This window comes from Rhodohalobacter sp. 614A, assembly GCF_021462415.1.
GTDB lineage: Bacteria > Bacteroidota > Rhodothermia > Balneolales > Balneolaceae > Rhodohalobacter.
Map to the genome: position 1 here is coordinate 1571145 of NZ_JAKEDS010000001.1, position 23710 is coordinate 1594854.

Genomic DNA, 23710 nt, shown 5'->3' on the forward strand with positions numbered 1-23710 from the left:
TTACATGTGAGAGAGTACCAAGAGGAGTTGGTAGACGTGTGTGAAACGTGAAAAGTCATTGCGAGGGAGTTTACGACCGCCGCAATCCCCAACACTTGGAGATCGCTTCACTCCGTTCGCGATGACGGGAATTGTGTTCAGTCAAGTCATTGCGAGCGAAGCGCGGCAATCTCAGAGTACAAGACATTGATAATTTGCGATGATCTGCTCGAGATTTGACATTAAATTCCCCGTCTTAATCCCCGAACTGTAAACCGCCAATCGGGAATGTCTGTATTGATCTCCCGTTTCTGCCAGGTTAGTTCTGTTTTTCGATCTTCACGCAGATCAAACATGGTCATTTTTGTAGGACTCCAGAGTACATCTGTAATCTGTTCAAAACTTTCAGACTCAAGGCGTTTTATGAGTTCTTCACTTTCGTTGTAGTAACGAACGGTTTCCAACGCATAAGTGTCTTTTTGGATGTCGAACTCAACAAATGCATATTGGTCAGATTCCGGTTTTGTGGCGCGAATGGTGTGTAAATTATCGTTCGTTTCCAGCCATTGAAATTCATAATCATCCGGATTTTGATCTCCCAAATCTTCATAGGTAAAATCGCTCCCCATAAACGAGTCTCCCTGCTCAGCAGCACTGATTACCTGGATTCGGCCGATGGATGGAAGGTACAGATGTTGTGTTTCATTACCATCCTCATTTACGGTAAGAAAGCCCGTTCCACGAACACTGCCCGGTTCAGAAAAAATAATGAGGTTGTCGTTATTTCCATCCCGGTTTTGGCTCCAGGATTGCATGGTGCGATTTCTGGTACGTCCCCTGGAATCTGTAATTACCATATCCAGGATTGACCATTCGGTTTCAATGGGATTTCGCCGTTCTTCCACTTCTTCAAAAACAGTCCGGGCTTGAGATTCATCGGTTATTCGTTCCTGGGCAAGAAGCGGCACATTTGCGAACCAAATAATCGACACAAATAAAATGATTCTATGCATGGTACTTTTTTGATTTCAACAAACATACCCGACAGAAACAGCGTTCATTAATTGAAGGAGTTGAAAAAGCGACTGATTTTTTCGATATCAGGAACTGACGAAGAGCTTTGTTTGCTGCTCAATCAGTTCCGGACGGCGAATTATCTATCGTTTCCAGTTAACTTTTTTCCAAAGAATCCAGATGCCAATCAGCACAAGCGGGATACTTAGAAGCTGCCCCATATCGAGTAAGGATCCTTCAAGGAAATCAGCGAGAGTTTGTTTAGCAAATTCGAGGAAAAACCGCCCTCCGAAAAGAAGAATGAGGAACGTTGCGAAGAGAGAACCTTCGGGGGGTTTTTGGTCGTATTTTTTGTAAATGGTCCATAACACGACCAAAACGATTAAACACAGAATTGCTTCATACAGCATAGATGGATGGCGGGGAAGCATATCAATCCGTGTAAAAATAATGGCCCACGGTACATCAGTCGGTATCCCCACAATTTCGGAATTAAAGAAATTACCAATTCTGATAAACATTCCACCAATGGCTACACCCGGAACGACACGGTCGGCCACCCAGAAGAAAGAGGCCCAGGAAGTTTTTTTAGCATATAAATACATGGCAACAATAATTCCAATCGCAGCGCCATGGCTGGCCAGCCCACCCGTCCAAACTTGCGGAATAAGAATCGGGTTTCGCAGGTAGAATTCTGCTTCATAGAAAAATACATGGCCAAGCCGGGCGCCAATCACAGTTCCCACCAACACGTACATCAACAAACGGTCTAAATCTTCAATCGATTTGCCGGCATCTTTGTACATCTTTACTCCAATCATGTAACCGCTGGCAAATGCACACACCCACATTAATCCATACCAGCGGGGTTGAATAGGCCCGATAGAGTTGAGAGTAGGAGAATCAATCAAAAGAAATGGAATTTGAGCCACAATCAGTGAGCCCAGAATTACAGCCCAAACTTTCCATGATTCTGGTTCTTCTTTTTCTGACGCAGGGGAGATTTTCTGAAAGCCAAAGTAGATAAGAATAAATCCAAGAATGAGCCCCCAGATAGACACCGGAAATGGAAGCCCGAATTCCGGTATTGTGAAGATGACGGGATCCAATTCCCAAACTAAATAATCGCTTGTATTCATAAACTCAGTTCATGGTGATAAATAATTTGAGTGGGAAAATACGAAAGCGAAGTGGTAAATACAGACCTGTACGCAAAATGAAGAGAAATTTAACAGCTTCTAATTTTAAATAAAGTGATAGCAGGAAAGCTATCATTAAGCCGAAGCAGAGTCTGAGTCAGAACCTGATTTTGGTTTTATGAATTTTGAAAGAAAATAAACCGCTCCTAAAACAGCTACCGCGATGAGAGCGTACCAGGTCCATTTTATGTCTTCATCTTCTGTCTGTTCTATGGCATCCATTGGTTCTGTGGCCTCGTCTTCAGTGGGTGCCATTGCAGCAGTAGTGTCTGCATCAGTCTGAATGGTTGATTCGGCAATATCTGCTTGTTGTTCCTCAGATGTTGTGGTTGCAGCATCGTCTTTTGTGACATCTGCAGAGGCGAGAGTTTCCTTACTTACATCTTTTTTCGGCTGAGCTGCGGGAAGTTCCGGTTCTTTTTCTTCCGGTTTTGGTGTAACTAAATCTGCAGTGTCAGGTTTGGTAACATCTGTTCTAACCGGTGACATTCCGCGGTCTGTACTGTCAAGTTCTTCAATAGACTCAATCACTCTCAAAGAGTCAGCTCTCTTGATAATATCTTCCTGATCATGTTCTACAATCTCAGTTTTATCAGTATCTGCTTCAGCAAGAGTTTCAGAAATTTCTGTTGGTTCAGTGGGTTTGTCAGCCTCGGTAACTGTTTCCTCAATCACAGTTTCGGTAACTACTTCCTCTACAGGAGCTTCATCTTCAATCGTTTCGGCTGCCTGCTCAACTTCCAAATCCTGCGGCTGTTCCTCAACCACTTCATTTTCCGGAGTATCTACTGATTCAGCTATTAATTCTGCATCTTGAGTCTCAGGCTCATCTGGTACCAGAACAATATCAATCGGCAGAGGTTTTGGTACTTGTCGAACCCCCAGCTTCTCTCCCTGTATGCGAACCCGTTGAATCGCTAATTGCTCGGGACGTTCTTCTCTTTTTGGTAATTGCTTCGGCTCTTCTGGCTGCTGAGCAATGGTAGGTTGTTCAGGTGCCTCATTTTCAGCGGCAAGAGCACTTTCAAGTTCGGCAACTTTTTGTTGTAACTCACGAATCATTTCCGCCATTTGCTCATTTGGAGGTGGCGCATCCATTCGCAGTTCTTCATTTTTTTGTTTCTCTTCAACGAGGGCTACTTCAAGAGAATCGATTCTTTCATTTAACTGGCCGATTTCCTCTTGGAACAAATCTGCCTGTCGTGCAAGAAGCTCTTCCAAACGTTCAAACATGGAAGGCTCGGGTGGAGGTTCTGGTGCAATAACCCGTGAAACTGTAGGCCAGTCTGCATCTACATTTCCACCTCCAAATTTAAATTGCAATCCAAAAGTAACGGCACTCCAGGAGTTTGAAATTTGTGAAGATCCGTCAAGCTGCAACAGGTCTCCAATAAAATTTCCATCAATAATATCTCTGCTGGCAGAAGAATATTCGTACTGAGCAAATGAGTCGAGCCTGTGGCCGAGGTTAAATCGAAGTCCACCGCCAAAGGTGGTGAAAAATGTTTGAAAAGGGTGATCGGCAGCTGTTACATCCGATTGTGTGATACTTGGATGATCGGAGTGAATGGAAACATCATTGAACATTAAACCTGTTCCAAAACTTCCAAAGAGGTTGAAATTTCTGGCAGACGCACCAAATAATCGCACAAGACTTAGCTGGGTAGATAAAGTTGTGGATACGTAATTGTTATCAAATGTAAGAGCATCGTCGGGGAAGATATCACTCAGAATAGAAAACTTACCAAATACAACATTTGTCTGGAGAGCGATTTCCGGTGTAGCTACATAACGGAGATTGAAACCAACGGTACTGTTCAGGCGTTCTTCGAATTCAAAATTTGCATCCAAACCCGATTGAAATGCCGACCCAACATTAAGATGGCCAGTAGTCACAGCCCCCATTATACCAATACTAAGTCGATTGGGTTCTTGTTGATTATTTTGAGCTCCGGATTCTTTCTCCCCAAAAAAAATCAACGCCAATAAGAAGAGTGATATTTTTCCCCAGCTTTTCATTCCAAACAAAAAGTAATGCTGACAGGCACGTGTTTAATTTAGACCAGCAGTGGATAAACGATACGTCTTTGAGAGGAAAATTACAATAGAAATGACTGTTTTTTAATTTTTTAGCCTCAAATAAAAAATGCTATTCAGAACCATCAAGAAGATTTCTGAGTACATTTTTGGCTCCCTGCTGGACATAATCTCGGACAATTTGATCGATCGTTACCGTGTCCGGGCCAACTTTCGGAGAGGCTGTTGTTCCCGTAACCTGAAGGGGCACAGCCAAGCGCCCGTCTTCGAGTTGCAATGCATCAGCCGCTCTTGTTGAAATAACAGATGCTATTCCCTTTTTGAAACGCTCGGGCAGCAATACTGTCGCTTTATAGTCGATCTGGTCGGAAACCATATTTAATGTACCATTCAATTCAAGCCCAAGATTTCCACTTGTGAGCTTAAAATTCTCCAACGTCATTACGGCATCCGCCATTGTGAAATTGGCATTCCAGCGATCCAATGTGAGGGTTGATAGTTCCGAAACTTTCAAATATTCAGCGATTTTTTGCTGAATTGGATGACCGGAAAGTCTCACTTTTGTCATGCCGAAAGTGCCACTGGCTTCAGCCGTTTCAATATCGGGTGATAAATTGGGCTGAAGTTGTGCTGAATACTCGATATCTGCACTGAATGCACCCGTCAAGTATTGATGGATCGTACTCTTTGGGCCAAGAAAACCCGTATCGCGAAAGAATGACTTGGCCTGGAGACTGTCCAGTTTGCCTTCAAATGATATGCTCGTATTCAGGGGATCGGGAATACTCCATTCCATATTCCCATTGGCTTCTCCACCAAAAAGTTGTGCAGTGGCATTAGAAACTCCAAGTGTATTTGGTGTCATGCGTCCGTTGCCACTAATATTTGTAATAGAGAGTCCGAATATTTGAAGTCTGTCGATTTCTGCACGAACAGAGGCAACCATGTCCGGAAGTTCAACCGGGGTCGGTTCAGCGTCCGTTTCTTCTTCCCAGTTAATCATTTCGTCTACATTTACCAAGCTACTCGTATAGGTTCCATTAACGGTAGGCATGGCCGATGTGGAATTTTGTTCGCCCAAGAATGCCATATAATTTTGCAGCGAACCTTCCAGTTGAATATCAGACTCTCCAAAATTCATGGAAAATCGTTCGAGATTCATCTGCTGTGGAGTGGCAGTCATTCGGCCTGAAAGCTGTGTAACCGGAAGTGGTAACGAATCGCCCCGGGCTGTTACGTTTTCCACTTCAAATGAGCCATTCAGGGACATGTTTTCAGCATTTCCTATCGGGCCTCTTACATTCAGATTTAAAGCTGCATTCCCGGTTAATTCCTGGATCATCGGCTCAAGAGAATAGTATTGAGTGATACTGCCAAACACAGCATCTCCATCCAAATTGAGATTAATGACAGGTTCGTCACTCAGGTAATCGGTAACCGAACCGTTCACGGCCAGTGCATTTTCTCCGGTTGCAAAATTTGCTTCGGTGATGTTTAAAGTTCGTCCGCTTGCATTGGCCCGGAAAGTAATATCGCGGATTGGGTTGGCCAGTGATTTATGAGAGAGAAATCCATTCGTCAGCTCAATAGTACCACTTTGCAAAACGGTTTCTATCTGATCGGGATCAGGCCGGCCTTTTAAAGCAACCTCTGCCACCAGTTTTCCCCGCATGGAAAGTGTATCCTCATCAATGGGGTAGAAATTTTTGATGGTTGCGAGGTCGAAATTAACATTTGAAACCACATCCACTGTTCGTTGGTTTTCATCCAGCGGATTCATGATGGTTCCTGAAAGCCTGAATTGATTTGTTTCTGCCGTAAATCCAGATTCTGCAATTTGAATCCTGTTTTGATTAGCGTCGATCCGGGCATTTATTTCTTCAATGGAATTCGGCACATCTGCATATTTCAGGCTTCCGTCTGCAAGAATAAATTCACCGGAAAAGTCGGTGTTTTCGAAATCATCCATCCGGCCGTTGGCAGTGGCATCAAGATTTAATTGACCGCTCAACCGTTCAATCCCAACCTCATCAATCGGGTAAAAACTGCTGATCGTTGCAAGGTTAATATCTCCGGTGGCATCGAGCGTAAAGGAAGCATTGTCTTCAAGCGGCCGCTCAATTCTTCCGGATCCTCTGAGATGGTTTTCTCCTGCTTCGGCACTGAATTGATCGATAGTGGCAAGCTCGTTATTCACTACTGCGGAAATGTTGATGTTTTGAATGGCCTCCGGCAAATCGGGATCCTGTAAATAACCATCCTGAACCTGTACAGTTATATTGAAATTTGGATAGGAACCTTCTGTTATACTTCCCTCTACATTTCCTTCCAAGACAAGAGAACCGCTGGTTTCAAGTCCGCTAAGCTGTTCCTCATATTCCGGCGGGGCCAGTCTCAGAAGTTCTCCAAAATTTTCGGAACTGGAACTAAAATTAAGTGAGACCTCCGGCGCTTCACTGCTCCATTTTGAAACGGAACCGGAAAGATCAAGGGCAAGTCCGCGAATCGAAAAAGTACCTTCAGAGAAAGTTAAGATTTCATTCTCCATATCCAGGGTGGAAGTCTGGTCCATGCTTAATGCCAAATCTTCCAGATAGACAGTTTCGCCCACAGAATAGGAAAGGGAAGCCAGCTCGGCATCAATTGTACTTTCAATGATTTCTCCGAATGAGAGCGAAATATCGGCATCCAAATCTTCTAAAATGAGAGATGAATGATTGGTCTGATCGCGGTAATTGATGCTGCCGTCGGTCAGCTCAAAACCGGATATAGAAATACTTGTAGATTGTGCGGTGGTATCCTCTTCACTTTCAAAATTTTCAAGCAAAAAATCGATGTTGGTGGTGGAGTCTTCGTACACCGTATAGAAAACTGTAGGGTGGCGAACATCCAGGTTGGAAATAGATATTTCATCCCCAAAAAGGCTGAAAAATTCAAGCGAGAGAAGAAGTTCATCAATTGTAGCAACAGGTTCACTTTCAGGATCGGGGACAAGAATTTCATCCAGTTCTACACCGAACTGCGGAAATGTTCTGAAAAAGGTGATTGACATTGTGCTCACCTGAATATCGCTTCCGGTGGCTTCACGGACTTTGGGTAAAACGGTTTCTTTCAGCCGTTCGTCCGTGAAATACAGATTCAGACCAACCAGCGCGAGAATCAAAAAAATGAGTACGCCTGCAAGTATCTTTAAAAAAGTTCTCATAATGATATTGTATCCATTTATATAAACAAACAATCTGTAGCGCAGATTGTTCCCATAAATCCAAGAGATACAGGAGGATATTCCCAGAAATTAGCTCTTAATTTATTCTCAAAAAATAGCTTCAATAACAATCTGAAAATTTCGGGGAGGAGCAAAAATAGCGGGTCTTTCTACATAGTAATAATCGAAGATATTGTTAACCAGGAATGAGGCATTTAGCTCCGGGCCGCTCTCAGAATTTAGAAGCAAGAATTTAAGGCGGGCATCCGTAATATATTGGGCTGGAAATACATCCGCGTCCGGAACAAAAAGAGAAAAGTCGGTATCTACACGTTCCGGCGGACTTGCTGCACGGAAATCAATTCCGGACTGAAGCCAGCTTGTAACCATTGAATTTGCCGATACATTTAACAGATGTTCTGATCGATAGAGCAGGGGCTCATTTAATTCGAGGTCAGTGGCATCGAGATAGGTATATCCCAAACGGATCTGGTGATTTTGATCCAGGGTTGATAGCGAAACAGATGCCTCAGCTCCCCGGATCCTGGCTTTGGTTACATTCACAAATTGAAATGCTGCAAGTTCTTCCACAAACGTTGGTTCTACAAGTCGGCGATATTCATTCCAAAAACCGGTTAATTCTGCTTTTAAGCTGAGGGAATTTATAAATGGCCCGAGATAGGTAATCCCCGCTTCATAGCCGGTACTTGTTTCAGGTTTCAAGGTCAGGTTTGATTCGAGTGGGAAGAAGTCGCTGCTGGTGACAAAGCGCTCAGCAACACTGGGTACACGGAATCCTTTACCGAAGGAAGCGCGTGCTGTCACATAATCAGAAATGGAATAGGATGTACTGAATTTCGGGCTGAACTGTGTCGCTGTTTCTTGCGTATGAACTTGATACGCATCGTAACGGAGTCCGGCTGTTGTGGTAAATCTGTCGCTCCAGTTATATTCGGCCTGAAGAAAAAGTGCGCCTTCCGGCTGACTCCGAACACGCAGAGAGTCTTCACCAAAAAAGAGGTCTGAATCCACCACATTTTCATCAAAAGAAAAACCGCCGCTGAGAATCATCTCATCTGTGGCCTGAAAGTTGATCTGGGCTTCCCCTCCATATCGGATTCCTTTGTTGTGTTTATCTGAAGGACGAATATTGCCTTCATCATCAAGCGGCCGGAATGCTACACCAAAAAGGCGGCCTTTGATAGTGTATTGAACTTTCTTGTTGACAGTATGCCGGAAAACGGGAAGTATGGTTAACCGGTCAGAAAGTCCGTCGTTTGCGCCGGTTGCTTCATTGCCGGTCAGGCTGATGGTGCCGGGAACAAGGACATCACCCAGTCCGCCCCAATACAGGAATTGCTCGTTATTGTTACGGCGGATGCCGGCATACATGGAGAGGTTGATGTCATCAGAAATGTTCCAGCCGAGTTTGGTATAGGTCTCAAATCCCTTGCTTGAGTTCTGCTGAAGGTACCCGGTGTCGGCATGAATTTTCCCACTGATCCAATATCCAAAGGAATCTGAAACCTGGTGAGATCGTCCAAAAATCAATCCACCTTGCGGACGATAATCCGAAGCGCCATCCCAGTCGGAAGTCCATTCGCCATATCGAACCGGCTCATAAGCTCCGCCATAAAATCGGAGTATGTTTTCGGGTTGTTCGGAAAAATCTTTGGTGATGATATTGACTACACCTCCCAAAGCTCCGCCACCGTAAAGTGCCGATCCGGGGCTTTTCAGAACTTCAATCTGCCGGGTTTGAACCAGCGGAAGTCCGTCAAAATCCATTCCTCCGTCATCGGGCCCCATGAGAGGAACGCCATCGACCAAAAGGAGAACCCGGCTTCCAACACCATACGAAAATCCGGATGAGCCGCGAATATTCACCGAATTTCCATGAACCTGCACGCCCGGAACGTATTCCAGTGCCTGATCCAGTGATGTAATATTTCGGGATGTGAGTTCTTCCGGTGAAACGGTATTTATGCTGACAGATACTTTTCCAATAAGCTGGCTTCTCCGGGATGCTGTGACGAACAATTCATCTGACTGAAAAATGAGTGGCATCAGTTCGATTTCGAGCGACAACGTTTGACCGCTTTGAATGGAAAGGGTTTCAGAGTAATCCTCAAAGCCGATCATAGAAAAATTCAGAAGGTGCGAACCACTCGGAATGGAAGTCATCCGAAAAAATCCATCCGAATTTGAAACGGTTCCAATATTCAGATTGGAAATGGTGATGTGTACGCCCGGCAAAGATTCTCCCGAACTGTTTTGAACCGTGCCTTCGATGATTCCGAATCCATTTTGGGCTTTTACAGAACCGGTACCGAAAACGATTAAACAGATAGCTGTAAACGCCGATAAAATGAATGCTGGCTGTTTCATAACTACTCGATATTGAACGGTGGGAGATTGTTAAAATCTACATGAACGGTAATGGATGTGGTATCTCCATTCACAATAATGATTCCGCCATTTTCTTTATAAAGCCCAACCGGCCGCCAGTCTGCAAAAATATTTGTACCGTATTGTTGAGCAACGGCATTATAAATGTACGTTCCGTTTGGAACGTCTGCGACTGTAAACGTATCTCTTTCAACGAAATAATCCAGCTGTTCACTGAATACGAGGTTTTCGATATCGGCAAAAATGTCCTGGGCTGTTCGCGGTTCATTTTTCAAGGGGACAAATACCAGTCTCTCCAGTGAATCAGCCGGCGGCCACTCACCGGAGTAAGTAACAATTCCAGTAATCACTCCGGTAGGATTGGTTTCTTCCATTGGCGGTTCCAGCCCACCTTCGCAACCGGTAAGCCAAAAGGAAGCAAAAAAAATAAGGGCAAAAGATATGGACAGAGAATGATTCAATAGCTGTTTTTGCCGTAATATGATTAACGGTTGGGACGCAATCAAGGGGTAGAAAGAACTCTCCTCTTGCCTGTCCCGACTTTTTCGGGGAGAGGAGAAAAGTGTAATCGCTTTCGATTAAACGAGAGGTGTGTTCATGAGACTTTAGCTTACATCTTAATTGAACACACCCCTATCAAGAGGGAACTTTTTTCATTGTTCCAACTCGTCAAGTGCCGTAACAATCCGTCTCAGAACGGTCTCTTTTCCAAGAAGCTCCATGGATGCAAACAGATCCGGGCCAAAACCTTGTCCGGTTACAGCAATTCTCAACGGCATCATCAGTTTACCGAACCCGACCTCTTTTTTGTTGATGACGGATTCGAGCGATGTTTTTAACGTTGCAGCTTTAAATTCTTCATCAGAGAGTTCTTCTATTTCGGATTTGTAGAGAGACACAAGTTCGGCACTGTCGGCTTTCCATTTTTTAAGAGCATTTTCATCGTACTCTTTTGGATCCTCAAAAAAGAAACTGCCCATCTCCAGGATTTCATCAATCTTGCTGACCCGGTCTTTCAGAAGCCCGACTGCTTTTTCAAGATAGTTGTCATCCACCTCTTTAATCTGATCTCTTTCAGTAATTTCCTTCAGACGGGAAGCGATCACTTTGTCCGGCTGTTCACGAAGATAATGTTCGTTATACCAAAGCAGTTTTTTGTGATTGAAAACGGCGCCGCCTTTGCTCACCCGATCCATCGTAAAAAGTTGAATCAGTTCTTGTAGTGAATGAATTTCACTGTCATCGCCGGGACTCCAACCGAGGTAGGCGAGGAAGTTGACCAATGCATCCGCTTCGTAATGCTGTTCGATATAATCTTTTGTATTGATTGGAATTCCTTCCGATTCTGCTTTCCGTTTGGAAAGCTTTCCGCCGCTGGGCGACATTATCAACGGAAGGTGCGCCATCTCGGGCATTTCCCAGCCAAACGCCTGGTAAAGGAGAACGTGCTTCGGTGTACTGCTGAGCCACTCTTCGCCGCGAATCACATGGGAAATTTGCATTTCGTGATCGTCCACAACATTGGCGAGGTGATAAGTCGGCATACCGTCTGATTTCAGAAGAACCTGGTCATCCAAGCCTTTGGTTTCGAAAGAGACGTGCCCGCGAATCAAATCTTCAAACCGGACCGTTTCGCGTCGTGGAACTTTCAGCCGAACCACATATTCTTCACCGGCATCCAATCGTTTCTCTACTTCTTCGGACGGAAGAGTCAGACTGTTTTTCATCGACTGGCGCGTAATGGCATCATACTTCGGAGAAGGATTTCCGGATTTCTGAAGCCGTTCTCTCATCTGACCCAGCTCGTCGGTTGTGTCAAACGCATAGTAAGCATGGCCGCTTTCAATGAGCTGATCGGCATATTTATGATAAATATCTTTACGTTCGCTTTGGCGATAAGGGCCAAGATCCCCCGGATTTTCAGGTCCCTCGTCAATTTCAATACCGCTCCATGCAAGGGATTTCAGAATATCTTCTTCTGCTTCCTCCACATACCGGCTTTGGTCGGTGTCTTCAATTCTCAGGATAAAATCGCCATTGTGATGTTTCGCAAAAAGGTAGTTGTATAATGCCGTTCTGAGTCCACCAATATGTAGATAACCGGTGGGGGAAGGTGCAAATCGAACCCGAACAGAGTTACTCATAAAATGATCAATACTTTATTTAAAATTTTTTCACCCCAAAAATACGGGGATTTCTGTACGATGGCTAATATTTTAAAGACCTGTTCAAGATATCTGAAGTTTTCGGGACTTCGGAGAATTTTCTGATGCTGAAATTTGTGGTTTCAATTTTATACATTCCGAGATAACCCGCACTTAAACTGAGTTAAATGGCCTACTCACGAATACTTCTCTACCTGTCAGTTGCCACTACAATTGTATTCATCCTATCCGGGTATGGGTATAGCTGGAACATTTGGTCACTTGGCATGGCATTTACACTTCTCACATACAGTGCTTATGCAGCAATTGGCCTGACGGTTATCAATCTTGTTTCGGTTTGGTTTTTGAGGAAATCAAAAGCGAAGGCGATTACTTATGTTGTATTCTCTCTGATCATTACGGGGATCGTAGCCGGAACAGCGTTTTATTGGCAGCAGCGCGCGCAGTCCGTTCCGCCTATTCATGATATCACGACGGATCTGGACAATCCGCCTGAATTCTCGGCAATGGTTCGATTGCGGGAGAATGCTCCAAATCCTCCCGAATATGCAGGAGAAGAGACCGCAGAAATGCAACGGGAATCCTATCCTGAAATCCAGCCGCTTGAACTTTCTAATGATCTTCAGGATGTGATGGATGCCGCCGTGATGCTGGTGAGCGAACGTGAATGGAAACTGGTGGCGGTCAACCGCAAAGAAGGGCGGATTGAAGCCACCGAAACCTTGCCATGGTTTGGTTTTAAGGACGATGTAGTTCTGCGATTCACCCAAACAGATGTGGGAGGAACAAAAGTTGATATGCGTTCCAAATCACGAATTGGCCGGAGTGATGTGGGCGTGAATGCCGAACGAATTGAAGAATTTTTGAATGATTTGGAACAGAGTTTAGAATAAGGAATTTGTCCGTTGTAAATGGCTGGTTGTGTGTTGTGAACGTTTTAAATCAGTATCTTTTTACCAACTCTAAACTACGGTCAACTGACAACTAACTACACCTAACTTTCTATGAGCATCCCCCGATTCCACCTCGCATTCCCAGTTAAAGAACTTGAAAAAACCCTCCATTTTTACCGGGATATTCTCGGTTGTAAAACCGGCCGAAGTTCCGATAAATGGATTGATTTTGATTTTTGGGGTCACCAAGTGGTGGCGCATGTCAGCCCGGATGATGCAGGAAAATCAGCTTCCAACGAAGTGGACGGACACGAAGTACCGGCCAAACATTTTGGTGTAATCCTGGAATGGGATGAATTTTTTGAACTGGCCGACCGTCTGAAAGAACACGCCTTGGAATTTATTATCGAGCCGTATATTCGTTTCAGGGGAAAACCCGGCGAGCAGGCTACGATGTTTTTCCTCGATCCCAGTGGCAATGCGCTCGAGTTTAAAGCGTTCAGGGATGAATCACAGATTTTTGCGAAATGACCCAACCGCTCCTTGTCTCGTGTTTTCGGGATAGGGAAGGGATTTGAGAGGATGGGGCCTTCAATTCAAGAAGAGGTATCAACTCCGGTTTCTTCAATAAATGGAATCATCGTATCCCGCAAAAAATCAAAAATACGATCCTGGTAGCGTCTTGAACCGGTGCTTCTGCCTAAATCGGATGTAATGGAAATGATCGCATCCAGCTCCGGTAAAATCATGATGTACTGCCCGCCATTTCCCCAGGCAAAGAAGATCTGATAATTTCCAACTGGCCGGCGCCACCACATGTAGCCATAATTATATGGGTTGAAATTACTGCGTGTGTATACTTGTACCGATTCCATGATCCAGTCTTTTGAAATCAGTTGTTGTCCACCGTACTCGCCCACATTCATCATTAATTCGCCGATTTTGAGAAGGTCGAGCGGAGCCACAGCCAGGTTATTTCCTCCCATATAATATCCTTGTGGATCACGATCCCAGCCGCCGATCCGGATATCCATCGGGCCGAAAAGGTATTCATTTGCAAACGCCCTTGTGGACATTCCGGTGGCTTTTGTCAGAATTACAGAAAGCAGATGAGAAGTGCCGGTACTGTAGACCATTCGTCCGCCGGGCTGTTCTGCAAAAGGCTGATCAAGTGTAAATTCCACCCAGTTGCTGCTCATTACCCAACGGCCATAGTTGCGAAAACTGGTGGTTTCGAGTCCGCTACGCATGGTGAGCAAATCGCGAATTGTGATAGCCGCTTTGGCCGAATCAGGATTTTCCTCAAAATACTCAGGAAAGAAATCGCCGATTGTCTGATCAACACCTTCAATAAATCCTTTGTCAATCGCAATTCCCACCAAAAGTGAAATGATACTTTTTGAAGCTGATTTAATATTGGTGGGCTCATCTCCCTCAATAGAACCCCGGTATTCTTCATAAATGATTTGATCATTCTTCTGAATAACCAGGCTTTGAACGGTACCAATATTGAAGATTTCATCGAGAGAATCCTGCTGAAAGGCAATTCCATCATCGATAAATAATGTAAGAAACAAGAAAGTCAGAACTAATTTCATGGCTCTAAATACAACGGGTTTGGGTGAATTTCAATCCTCATACGGCAAACGCAAACGAGATTTACAACGTTTTAAATTTTTTTGAAAAAGTGATTTCATAAACTCGTTTGAGTGACGCTTTCCATGTTGTATATTTGGGGAAAGAAAAGCCCGTATGACAGACTCCATCCAATTATCTATCATCTTAACGACTCATGCCAAGAGCAAACATTTTAATGCTCTTTTAAACGATATTTTACAGTTTGAGCACGGAAAGTTTGAACTGATTGTGATTGATGATGCCTCCGATCCGGTCACTTCACAGGCCATCCAAAAAGGGATTGCCAAAAGTGATAACGAACGAATTTATCTGTTTGAGCATACCGAATCAAAAGGGCGCGGTACCTGTTTAAATGAGGCGCTCACCCAGGCGTCGGGTACAATGATATGGGCTCCGCTTCGGGCCGATCGCCTGAATGAATCACTCCTGAAAGAGGCGATACGCCGTTTCAAAGCTGATCCCGCTGCTTTTTGGGTGCTTGATTATCACTTGCCGGATGAACCGGTCGACTGGATTCATGCCGCAGAAGAGGGAGATCTTCCGGACGATAGCTGCCTGGTTTGGAACCGGAATGTGATCCATCCCGAACAACTTTTTTTCAATCCTTTTTTGGACCAGCTTCACGGGGCTGAACTGGCATTTCGTCTTGTCGAGAGCAATGTTTGGTACACCACCGATCCGTTTTTTGTGATTGCTGATGATCAGTCGGTTCATCCTTCACATCTTGATGTCCAGGAATTTTTGTACACCGCACTTCGCCTGAATGATGAAAGTGCGGTGAGAAAAGCTCTGCTGGATGAATTGCTGGACTCAGAATCACGAATGAAACGGCAGACTTCCGACGATGAATACCTGATTCAGGCCCGGCGTCTGCTTCAGCAGGGAGACGCCAACCGTGCGCTGGAAATGATCAACAAATTTCTGAAACGTAATCCCGAGCATCACGAAGGGAGCCGGATTAAAATTACAGCGCTTGAAAAACTTCGGCGCCACGTGGAAGCGGCCGAGCTGAAGCATTCTCTTCAGCGGCGTCCAAAAGAGCCTGAAGAGCAAGGTGAGTTATCACTACTTCCGGAGAATGAAACGGAAGATTTATCCTCCCAGAAAGAGAAAAAAGATATTGAGTTGTCGGTTGTTATTCCTACAACGGCTCATGGAAAAGAGCCACTCGAACTTGCCCTTTTACATCTGGAAAAGGCTGTGGATTCGGATACAACCGAGTTAATTATTATCGACAACGCCAGCATTGATGATACGTTTGATTACCTGGAACAGCTTCAGCAGGAAAACTTTCTGAACATTAAGGTCATAACGAACAACGCCAATAATGGATTTGCAGCTTCTGTAAACCGCGGAATCGAAATGGCGAAAGGAGAGTACATCCTGGTGATGCACAACGATGTTCAACTCTCAAAAAATAGTGTCGATCTTTTGAAACGAGGATTCGGAAAATCGAGCAGAACCGCTTTGACAGCACCGGTTTTGAATTCCACGCGAATCCAGGCGCAAAGCAAAGAGCCTTCTTCTGATACGCCATTATTGGCGGTCGAACGTGTAGACAGTTGCTGTTTTATGATCAAAAAGGATCTTCCGGTTCGGTTTGATGAAGAGTACCAGCTCAGTTATTTCGAGATGGATGATTTCTGCAAACAACTGACAGAAAGCGATTTGGAGCTTGTGGTGGTTCGAAATACGGTTGTAGAACACCAGCGTGGAACGACCATCAAACTGATGGGGCTTGAGCTTAATCCCGAACTGAAGTGGATGAATCGCGAGCGTTTCTTTAAAAAATGGGGATCGGACCGGCCCGTGAAAATGCCGGAACAGGGTACACATCCCGAGAGATTTCAACGTTTGGGAGCGCCCGATAATCCTATGAATCCTGATGATGAATGGCTCGAAACGGTTCGGGGATATCTGACTAACGAAGTCCGGACCGAAATTCTCCGGGAAACCTGGACGGACGATGAGTTTTTTACCATCATTTTAACGCTCTTGATTGCCGACGAACGAGAACTGCTCAGAACTCTTGAAGAACGGCTGGACGGGATGCAGCCCGACAACTCGCTGCTGGTTCTTTTTATCCACTATTATTTCAAGAAAAATATCTATTCGCGCTGCAAACATTACATGAATTTGGCGGATAAAAATCTTCCGATTTTTGATCTTTACCGTCTCAAAATTTTTGTCGCTGACAAAGAGTTCGATAAAGCCATTCCGCTATTGAATGAAATGCTTGGTGAATTTCCATCGTGCCCGGAATTGTTTTACCTGGCGGGAGATATGTACCAGAAAAGCAATGAGCAGGGCGAAGCCAAATCATTCTTCGCGATGGCTGCCCAGTTGGATCCTTTCCGTTTTCAGATGGAAGACAGTTCTTTTGAGCTGAAGTTTTAGATTTTACTCTTCCAAAAAAGAGACGCTCTGGCTTAATTCATCGGGCTAAGATGTAAGCCGTTGGACCAATTCGTCAACAAAATCCTCGTGTTCCTCTTTCATAAACACACTTCTAAGAATTACGGCATGCTCAGCATTTGGCTGGTAATCGGGAAAGTTTTCTAAGAATTCATCCGCAGGCACTTTAAAAAGACTGAGGTGATATCCCGAGGTGCCCAGATTCATTCCGCGATCAAATATTTCGTGGCTGATTTGATTTAATCTAAGAATGGATTTTTCATTCGGCTCTTTGAAATAAGCCACAATATCGAGATCGGGATTTCTGTAAAGTTGCCATTTGGATTCCTCCTTAATTCTCGACGCAAATTTATTGGCAGCGTTAATCGTACTTGCAAGGATACTTCCAAGCCCCGATTTGGTTAAGGGCAAAAATTCCAGTGTTGACCAAAAAGCGGCAGCAGATGCGCCCGCCCGTGAACACTCCAGGCTGATTTCTCCAAGATGCAAATCATCAGATGTGAAATAAGTGTAAGGCGAGTCGTGCTTGAAATATTTTCCAACGGCGGCATCTTTGTAAAGTACACTTCCGCATCCATAAGGCTGCAATCCGTGTTTGTGCGGGTCAATCACGATACTGTCGCATTCGGAGAGGTAATCCCAATGCCGGCGGGAAGGAAGTTCGTCTGAAATCAGTTTAAAAAAACCTCCGTAAGCCGCATCGGCATGAACCCGAATATGATTGTTCTTTGCCACTTTTAAGATCTCTTGAAGCGGCTCAACAATTCCAAGACCGGTCGTGCCGAGGGTAACAACAATCGTCCCGATCTGATCCGCATTATTTTTAATAAAATCGATATCAGGAATTCCAAAATGATCTGCGGGTATTTTTATGAATTCGCAGTTCAAGACATGGCACATTCGTTGGTGAGTGTAATGTGCATTCGCCGACGCAGCCACCGCTTTTTTCGGATGAATTTCCCGGGCGATAAAAAGAGCTTCAAGATTGGCGATTGTTCCCCCGGAGGTCAGGTGGCCGAGGGAATTGGAATCGTAACCGATCATAGCAGCCATTTTTTGAATGACTTCCTTTTCCATTTCTGAGGTTGGCGGTCCGCCATCAAGCGCATGGTTATTTGGGTTGATGGTCATCGCCAATGCATACGAAAGCCAAGCCACAGGATGGGGAGGTTTCAGCATCTGGCCCGCATAACCGGGATGGTGAAACGGGTAATTTCCTTCAAGACGGACCGTCAGCCGGTCCGCTATTTTCTGTATTTGTTCAAACTGAGCATCCGAAATGGATCCAGTGTCTTTGCCATAGGAAACTCTCCACGAATCCAGTTTTTGTAAAGCTTCTTCAAGAATCGGGAGATATGGCTCAAACTGATTCAAAACTATTTATCGGATTGAATAGGAAATTCCGAGCGAGAGAATTTGAGCAACTTGTATTTCGTCGGAGAAATCGTCGTCGTATGCCAAATCCAGGCTCAAATTTGTATTCATATAGCTGTTAATCCGCCCGATCAATTTATTCGAAAAATAGACGTCGGTACTGCTGAGAGATCTGTTGAAGTTTGTAAATGTTTGAAGGCTTGATGAAAATTGTACATTCTCAAGAAGATTTGTTTCCAAACTTGCACCGATCGTTAAACCCGCTTCCGACCGAAACTGATCTCCTTCATCCAACCCGTATGTTTCGGAGAGAGATTCATCACTTACATAGGTTTGTTTTAGTCCGAGACCTGCTTCAACAGAAAAAACATCATCGGGAACATATGCTATCCCAATATTTTCACTAAAATAAGCCGGGGCCATAAAGTCCGAAATAAGAATATCTCCGTCATCTTCGGCAGCGCCATAATCGTAGCCTTTATCGAATTGGGTTCGGAAGGAGAGATTTGTGAAGAGTTTTAGTTTGGGATTTTCTTCATTCAACGTATACAGAAATCGGTTGAGGAAATAAAGGCGGTCGGCAATTTTCCGGGTGCCCTCGTCTTCAATTCTTGTTTTTCCATAGCGGGTATCCAGCATGAGGCCGTATGCAAACTTTTGCTTTCTGTAAAGGTAAGTTAAGGTTGACGTACCGGTTGCAGAGATATTATTTGTGCCACCTTGCGACCAGTTTGAATAAGACGCTTGAGATCCGTTTAAACCAATAATCCAGGAGGTTTGTCCACCTCTCAGCGTGTCGGGAATTGTGACGGAATCCTGAGCAAATGATTTATCTGAAATAAAAAGAGTTACAATTATGATAAGAAATACAGCTTGTTTCATGTCTTGATAGGAGTTTTATTTTTCGATCAGTACCACTTCGTAAGGTGAATCATCTTTTAAGCGTAGCTCGACTTGTTCGTTTAGTTTAGTAGGAGCATCCACACCAACGATTCCCGCCAGGACAGGATATTTTCGATGGCCCCGATCCACCAATACCACTACAAAAATCTTTTCGAAGCCGGATAGTTCCGAAATTTTTTGAATTGATTTGAACATGGTTTGCCCGCTGAAGATAACATCATCAATCATAAAGAGAGCCGAATTTTTTACTTCATCCGATTTAAACTCAGGGATTGAATCATCGTGAGAGTCGAGCTGTTTTAAGGTGACGGAAGTGTCAAGCGCTTCATCAAGATTTGTTTTGATTTTTTGCGCCAGGGAATATCCTCTTTCATTCAGCCCCACCAGGCAAACGGATTGAGTTTGTGCCTTCTCAAGAATTTGGTAAGACATTCGCTTGATGGTTCGTTCAATTCGATTTTTGTCGAGAAGAATCATAAAATTTTAAGAATCAGAAGGGTTTTTTATAATTCGTTAAAATTATTCAATTTATTAGCGTAATAAAACAGAAACATTTCAAGAGCGTTATCCAAGAGTCAGCACATTCAAAATTGGGAGGTACAATAATGAGACATCTGAAATCTTCACTTCTTTTCAGCAGCGGTTTTGCAGGTGGTGTACTTGCAGGCTGGATTTTTTCATCGTACAGAAATCCGGATCTTCTTCAGGATCAGAAAGAACGAGCCGAAGCAGCCCTTGCCAGGTTTAACACTATGATGAAAGACAGAACAGAACGGCTGCGACAACTGAATGACCGTTTGATACGAGAACTCAAACATCCCATTCCGGATCTTTACCGGGCTACCGAATCGTTATCGCTCGATGAAAGCGATCTGATTTATGACTAAACCCAGCTCATACCGGGAAGAACTCTTTCAGTGGATCTGGCAAAATCTGGAATTTGACTGTTCACAGTTACAAACCGCTTGCGGAAAGTCTCTGCAGATTGTAGATACCGGTGAATGGAATCACGGAGCCGGCCCCGATTTTTTGGGAGTACATCTTCAGATAGACGGAAAAGAGTGGTTCGGAAGTGTGGAAATTCATAAGAAAGCAGGCGAGTGGCTTCAGCATGCACACCATCTTGATGAAAATTTCAACAGTGTGGTTTTGCATGTGGTCTATCAGGATGAGCATTACTGGGAAATTTCAACTCAAGACGGACATAACCCGTTTACGCTTTTCTTAAAGCCATATCTCACCAAGAAAATGTATCGGTTGCTGGAGGCAAAACAGCAGAACGGAATTGCCTGCTCGGGCAACATTTCGTTTATCAACCAGGAAGCTTTTGAAGAACAGGTTAAAATTGCACACCGGGAGTACCTTGAATATAAGGTGGAGGAACTGTTGGAATTTTATGATGCATCTCTGCCATTATCCAAAGCCTGGAAGCATTCTTTGATTGTTGGAGTGTACAAAACGTTAGGAATCCCGGGAAATAAAACTCAAATGGCGAGTCTTGCTCAAGAAATACTTTCTGGTGCGATTTCGCTCCGTGATTTTCAATTTGTAGAAGAAGTGGAGCAATTGGCTTTTCAACAAGAGAGCAAAATATGCTGGGTTCACAGTGGAATGCGGCCGGCCAGCCGTCCTAAAATCAGAGTAAAACAGGCGGCGGCACTTCATCAGGCAATCCATCAAATGCCATTCCGGATATTTTTTAAACAAGATACCGGGCAATCATGGAACCATCTTTTAAAAATGGCAGATCCCAAATTATTACCGGGAAACTCTCGGCTGGCTCTCATCAAGCAAATTGTTTTTTTGCCGGCACTGTATCTTCTTGGGGATCTGATTCATTCGATACAATTAAAAAAGCAGGTACTGGAGGCATGGAAGTCAGGTACTCAATACGTACCGGAAGAGGTGAAAAAACCATTTAAAAGAGCCGGTTTTCAACTCAATAAAGCCACAAATGTAGTTGGTTTGGCTCATTATTATAAGAGATATTGCAGGGAGAAGAATTGCCACCAATGTGAAGTGTTTAAAAAAGCAATTCGTTCTTGATTGATAATCGATCTCTCTCTATCTTTGGAGTCTGTCGATAATACGATTTGCCCGGTCGTCTAATGGCAGGACAGCTGGTTTTGGTCCAGTCAGTGGGGGTTCGAATCCTCCCCGGGCAACTCAGAAAAAAAGGATGCCAGGTTGGTACTCCTTTTTCTTTTATAAAAACCATGACAATAACGTTTTTTTGGATACGCCATTAGCCATATTTGCAGGGAGAAGCAATCTTGCACTTGCCCGTGCAATTGCTGAGAATTATGGTACAGAATTGGGAGAGGTAACAATCAAATCCTTTTCTGATGGCGAGCTCTATGTGAAGTATGAACAGAGCATTCGTGGTGAGGACATTTTTGTGATTCAGTCCACACCGCCTCCCGGCGATAATATTATTGAATTACTGTTACTGCTGGATGCTGCCAAGCGGGCTTCGGTAAAACGGGTTACTGCGGTTATTCCCTATTTTGGGTATGCCCGGCAAGACCGTAAAGACCAGCCCCGGGTTTCCATCGCATCAAAATTAATGGCCAATGTACTTGTTGAAGCAGGTGCCGACCGTATTTTGACGATGGACCTGCATGCATCACAGATCCAGGGATTTTTCGACATTCCGCTCGACCACCTGTACGCAAGCCGGATTTTTATTGATTATTTTTCAAAAAATCCGATTGATAACCTGGTTGTAGTTGCGCCGGATGTTGGAAGTTTGAAAATGTCCCGCGCTTATTCCAAGAAACTTGGGGCCGGCCTTGCCTTTATAGACAAGCGTCGCCCCAAGCAGAATGTGGCCGAGGTGATGAACATCATCGGCGAGGTGAGCGGAAAGAATATTTTAATTGTAGATGATTTAATAGACACGGCAGGAACCATTACCAATGCGGCAGCAGCTTTGAAAGAGCGTGGCGCCCTAAACGTGATGGCTACATGTACACATCCCATTTTGTCGGGACCTGCGTATCAGCGAATTGAAGATTCTCCAATTGATGAGCTCTTGGTAACAGATACGGTTCCGCTTCGGAAACCTTCGGATAAAATTAAGGTTTTAAGCGTAGCCGGAATTTTTGCAGAAGCTATTGAACGTATCCATACCAACGACACGATAAGTGCACTTTTTGATGATTAATCGATAACTGAAAAAACAATGAATCAACCAGAATTATTTAAACTCGAAGGCGATAAAAGAGAGTTGGGCACAAAAAACTCCGAATCTCTGCGAGAAGAACTGAGAATACCTGCCGTACTTTACGGCCCTAAAATAGAGGAGAACATCCACTTTTCCATTAGTGAAGTTGAGCTGGAAAAGATTTTATCCGTCAGCCAGACAAAATTGCAGGAACTCACTGTAGACGGACAAACCTACAAAACATTGTTAAAGGATGTTGAATTCGATCCCGTTTCAGATCGTGCACTTCATGCAGACTTTTATGTTCTGGATGCAGATACTCCGGTGAAACTGAAAGTTCCGGTTCGCCTTAAAGGAATTGCAAAAGGTGTGCGCGATGGTGGTGGACGTGTATTCCAGCCGCTTCGAATTGTTCGCATCAAGGTAAAACCAGAAAAAATTCCTGCAATGTTCGAACTGGATATTACCAATCTTGAAATTGGTGATTCGCTTCACGTTAGCGAACTCGATATGGAAGGTATTGAACCTCTCGATGACCCGAGAAGAACGATTGTGACCATTGCTCCTCCAAAATCCGAATCACTTTTTACCACATCTTTGGTTACAGACGAAGCCGAAGAAGAGCTGCCTGAAGGTGAAGAGGCTGCTGCTGAAGGCGAAGAAGGAGCTGCTGAAGGTGAAGGCGAAGCCGGCGAAGAGGAAGAAAAAGAATAAATGAAGCGGTTCGGCTGTTTATGGCACTAATTGTTGGCCTGGGGAATCCCGGACTGGAATACAAAGGTACCCGCCATAATGTAGGCTTTGAACTGATTGATAACCTTTCTGAGAAACTGACCATTACTCTGCAACAGGGTAATGGTCTTTTCTTTTTTGGGGAGGGCCAATTTAAAGGCCGACCTGTTGCCCTTCTCAAGCCAACCACCTATATGAATAATAGTGGAAAAGCTGTGTCAAAAGCACTGGCTTTAACAGGAAATTCTCCTCAAGAGTGCATAATTTGTTACGATGATATACATCTGGAAATTGGTCGTATAAAACTGAAGCCCTCGGGAAGTGCCGGTGGGCATAATGGAATGATTGATATTATTGAACGTCTACAGACCCGGGATTTTCCCCGGCTTCGAATTGGGATTGGAAATGACTTTAAACGTGGCAGGCAATCCGAGTATGTATTGTCTCCGTTTACCTCATCTCAAAGAAACCAAATTGATGAGACGCTGGAAGTTGCTTCCAATGCAATTTTGACGTTTCTTCGGGGTGGCATTGAAGCTGCTATGAACCAATTTAACTGATCTATCATAACAGATATCGCT

19 protein-coding genes and 1 tRNA gene are annotated in these 23710 nt (G+C 44.2%); 9 read left to right on the plus strand and 11 right to left on the minus strand.

Going from position 1 to position 23710, the window contains the following annotated elements:
* Positions 1 to 221: 221 nt before the first annotated feature.
* The 7 genes from L0B18_RS06305 to gltX form a co-directional block, all read right to left on the minus strand.
* Complete coding sequence (locus tag L0B18_RS06305) at positions 222 to 992, minus strand: outer membrane lipoprotein-sorting protein (protein WP_234570460.1); 771 nt, start codon at positions 990 to 992, stop codon at positions 222 to 224.
* A gap of 144 nt (positions 993 to 1136) precedes the next feature.
* Positions 1137 to 2132, minus strand: coding sequence for a prolipoprotein diacylglyceryl transferase (gene lgt / locus L0B18_RS06310; protein ID WP_234570469.1), 996 nt, complete (start codon positions 2130 to 2132; stop codon positions 1137 to 1139).
* A 135-nt stretch (positions 2133 to 2267) separates the two neighbouring features.
* Positions 2268 to 4211: a hypothetical protein gene (locus L0B18_RS06315; RefSeq protein ID WP_234570470.1), complete on the minus strand. Its 1944-nt coding sequence runs from the start codon at positions 4209 to 4211 to the stop codon at positions 2268 to 2270.
* 130 nt (positions 4212 to 4341) lie between these two features.
* Positions 4342 to 7434 carry an AsmA family protein gene (locus L0B18_RS06320; protein WP_234570477.1) on the minus strand — a complete coding sequence of 1031 codons (3093 nt, stop codon included), beginning with the start codon at positions 7432 to 7434 and terminating at the stop codon, positions 4342 to 4344.
* Positions 7435 to 7542: 108 nt separating this feature from the next.
* A complete protein-coding gene (locus tag L0B18_RS06325; protein ID WP_234570479.1) occupies positions 7543 to 9822 on the minus strand; it encodes a TonB-dependent receptor in 2280 nt (759 codons plus the stop codon).
* Between the two features lie 2 nt (positions 9823 to 9824).
* Positions 9825 to 10304 carry a hypothetical protein gene (locus L0B18_RS06330; protein ID WP_234570481.1) on the minus strand — a complete coding sequence of 160 codons (480 nt, stop codon included), beginning with the start codon at positions 10302 to 10304 and terminating at the stop codon, positions 9825 to 9827.
* A gap of 192 nt (positions 10305 to 10496) precedes the next feature.
* A complete protein-coding gene (gltX, locus tag L0B18_RS06335; protein ID WP_234570483.1) occupies positions 10497 to 11987 on the minus strand; it encodes a glutamate--tRNA ligase in 1491 nt (496 codons plus the stop codon).
* A gap of 188 nt (positions 11988 to 12175) precedes the next feature.
* Between gltX and L0B18_RS06340 the strand changes: the two genes are divergently transcribed.
* Both L0B18_RS06340 and L0B18_RS06345 read left to right on the plus strand, forming a co-directional pair.
* The gene (locus L0B18_RS06340) at positions 12176 to 12901 is read left to right on the plus strand and encodes a DUF1499 domain-containing protein (protein ID WP_234570485.1); all 726 of its coding nucleotides are present in this window, start codon (positions 12176 to 12178) and stop codon (positions 12899 to 12901) included.
* Between the two features lie 111 nt (positions 12902 to 13012).
* Positions 13013 to 13432: a VOC family protein gene (locus L0B18_RS06345; RefSeq protein WP_234570486.1), complete on the plus strand. Its 420-nt coding sequence runs from the start codon at positions 13013 to 13015 to the stop codon at positions 13430 to 13432.
* A gap of 65 nt (positions 13433 to 13497) precedes the next feature.
* On the opposite strand, the gene L0B18_RS06350 is transcribed toward L0B18_RS06345, so the two are convergent.
* Complete coding sequence (locus tag L0B18_RS06350; protein WP_234570488.1) at positions 13498 to 14499, minus strand: serine hydrolase domain-containing protein; 1002 nt, start codon at positions 14497 to 14499, stop codon at positions 13498 to 13500.
* A gap of 154 nt (positions 14500 to 14653) precedes the next feature.
* On the opposite strand from L0B18_RS06350, the gene L0B18_RS06355 reads away from it, so the two are divergent.
* On the plus strand, positions 14654 to 16936 hold the full coding sequence (locus L0B18_RS06355) for a glycosyltransferase (protein WP_234570490.1): 2283 nt from the start codon (positions 14654 to 14656) through the stop codon (positions 16934 to 16936).
* Between the two features lie 45 nt (positions 16937 to 16981).
* Here the strand turns inward: L0B18_RS06355 and L0B18_RS06360 are convergent, their stop codons facing one another.
* The 3 genes from L0B18_RS06360 to L0B18_RS06370 are packed head-to-tail and all read right to left on the minus strand — an operon-like array spanning position 16982 to position 19708.
* Complete coding sequence (locus L0B18_RS06360) at positions 16982 to 18328, minus strand: pyridoxal phosphate-dependent decarboxylase family protein (RefSeq protein WP_234570492.1); 1347 nt, start codon at positions 18326 to 18328, stop codon at positions 16982 to 16984.
* A 6-nt stretch (positions 18329 to 18334) separates the two neighbouring features.
* A complete protein-coding gene (locus L0B18_RS06365) occupies positions 18335 to 19210 on the minus strand; it encodes a DUF3078 domain-containing protein (protein WP_234570517.1) in 876 nt (291 codons plus the stop codon).
* Positions 19211 to 19225: 15 nt separating this feature from the next.
* A complete protein-coding gene (locus tag L0B18_RS06370) occupies positions 19226 to 19708 on the minus strand; it encodes a phosphoribosyltransferase family protein (protein ID WP_234570519.1) in 483 nt (160 codons plus the stop codon).
* Between the two features lie 128 nt (positions 19709 to 19836).
* Here L0B18_RS06370 and L0B18_RS06375 point away from each other — a divergent pair, with 128 nt between their 5' ends.
* The 6 genes from L0B18_RS06375 (at position 19837) to pth (ending at position 23689) form a co-directional block, all read left to right on the plus strand.
* Positions 19837 to 20118, plus strand: a complete 282-nt coding sequence (locus L0B18_RS06375; RefSeq protein ID WP_234570522.1) for a hypothetical protein — start codon at positions 19837 to 19839, stop codon at positions 20116 to 20118.
* A complete protein-coding gene (locus L0B18_RS06380; RefSeq protein ID WP_234570524.1) occupies positions 20111 to 21277 on the plus strand; it encodes a DUF2851 family protein in 1167 nt (388 codons plus the stop codon). Before L0B18_RS06375 ends, L0B18_RS06380 begins: the two co-directional genes overlap by 8 nt.
* 48 nt (positions 21278 to 21325) lie before the next feature.
* A tRNA-Gln gene (locus L0B18_RS06385) sits at positions 21326 to 21396 on the plus strand.
* Between the two features lie 68 nt (positions 21397 to 21464).
* A complete protein-coding gene (locus L0B18_RS06390) occupies positions 21465 to 22397 on the plus strand; it encodes a ribose-phosphate diphosphokinase (RefSeq protein WP_234570525.1) in 933 nt (310 codons plus the stop codon).
* Between the two features lie 18 nt (positions 22398 to 22415).
* Positions 22416 to 23111, plus strand: a complete 696-nt coding sequence (locus tag L0B18_RS06395; protein ID WP_234570527.1) for a 50S ribosomal protein L25 — start codon at positions 22416 to 22418, stop codon at positions 23109 to 23111.
* A gap of 20 nt (positions 23112 to 23131) precedes the next feature.
* The gene (gene pth / locus L0B18_RS06400) at positions 23132 to 23689 is read left to right on the plus strand and encodes an aminoacyl-tRNA hydrolase (RefSeq protein WP_234570528.1); all 558 of its coding nucleotides are present in this window, start codon (positions 23132 to 23134) and stop codon (positions 23687 to 23689) included.
* The last annotated feature ends 21 nt before the right edge of the window (positions 23690 to 23710 follow it).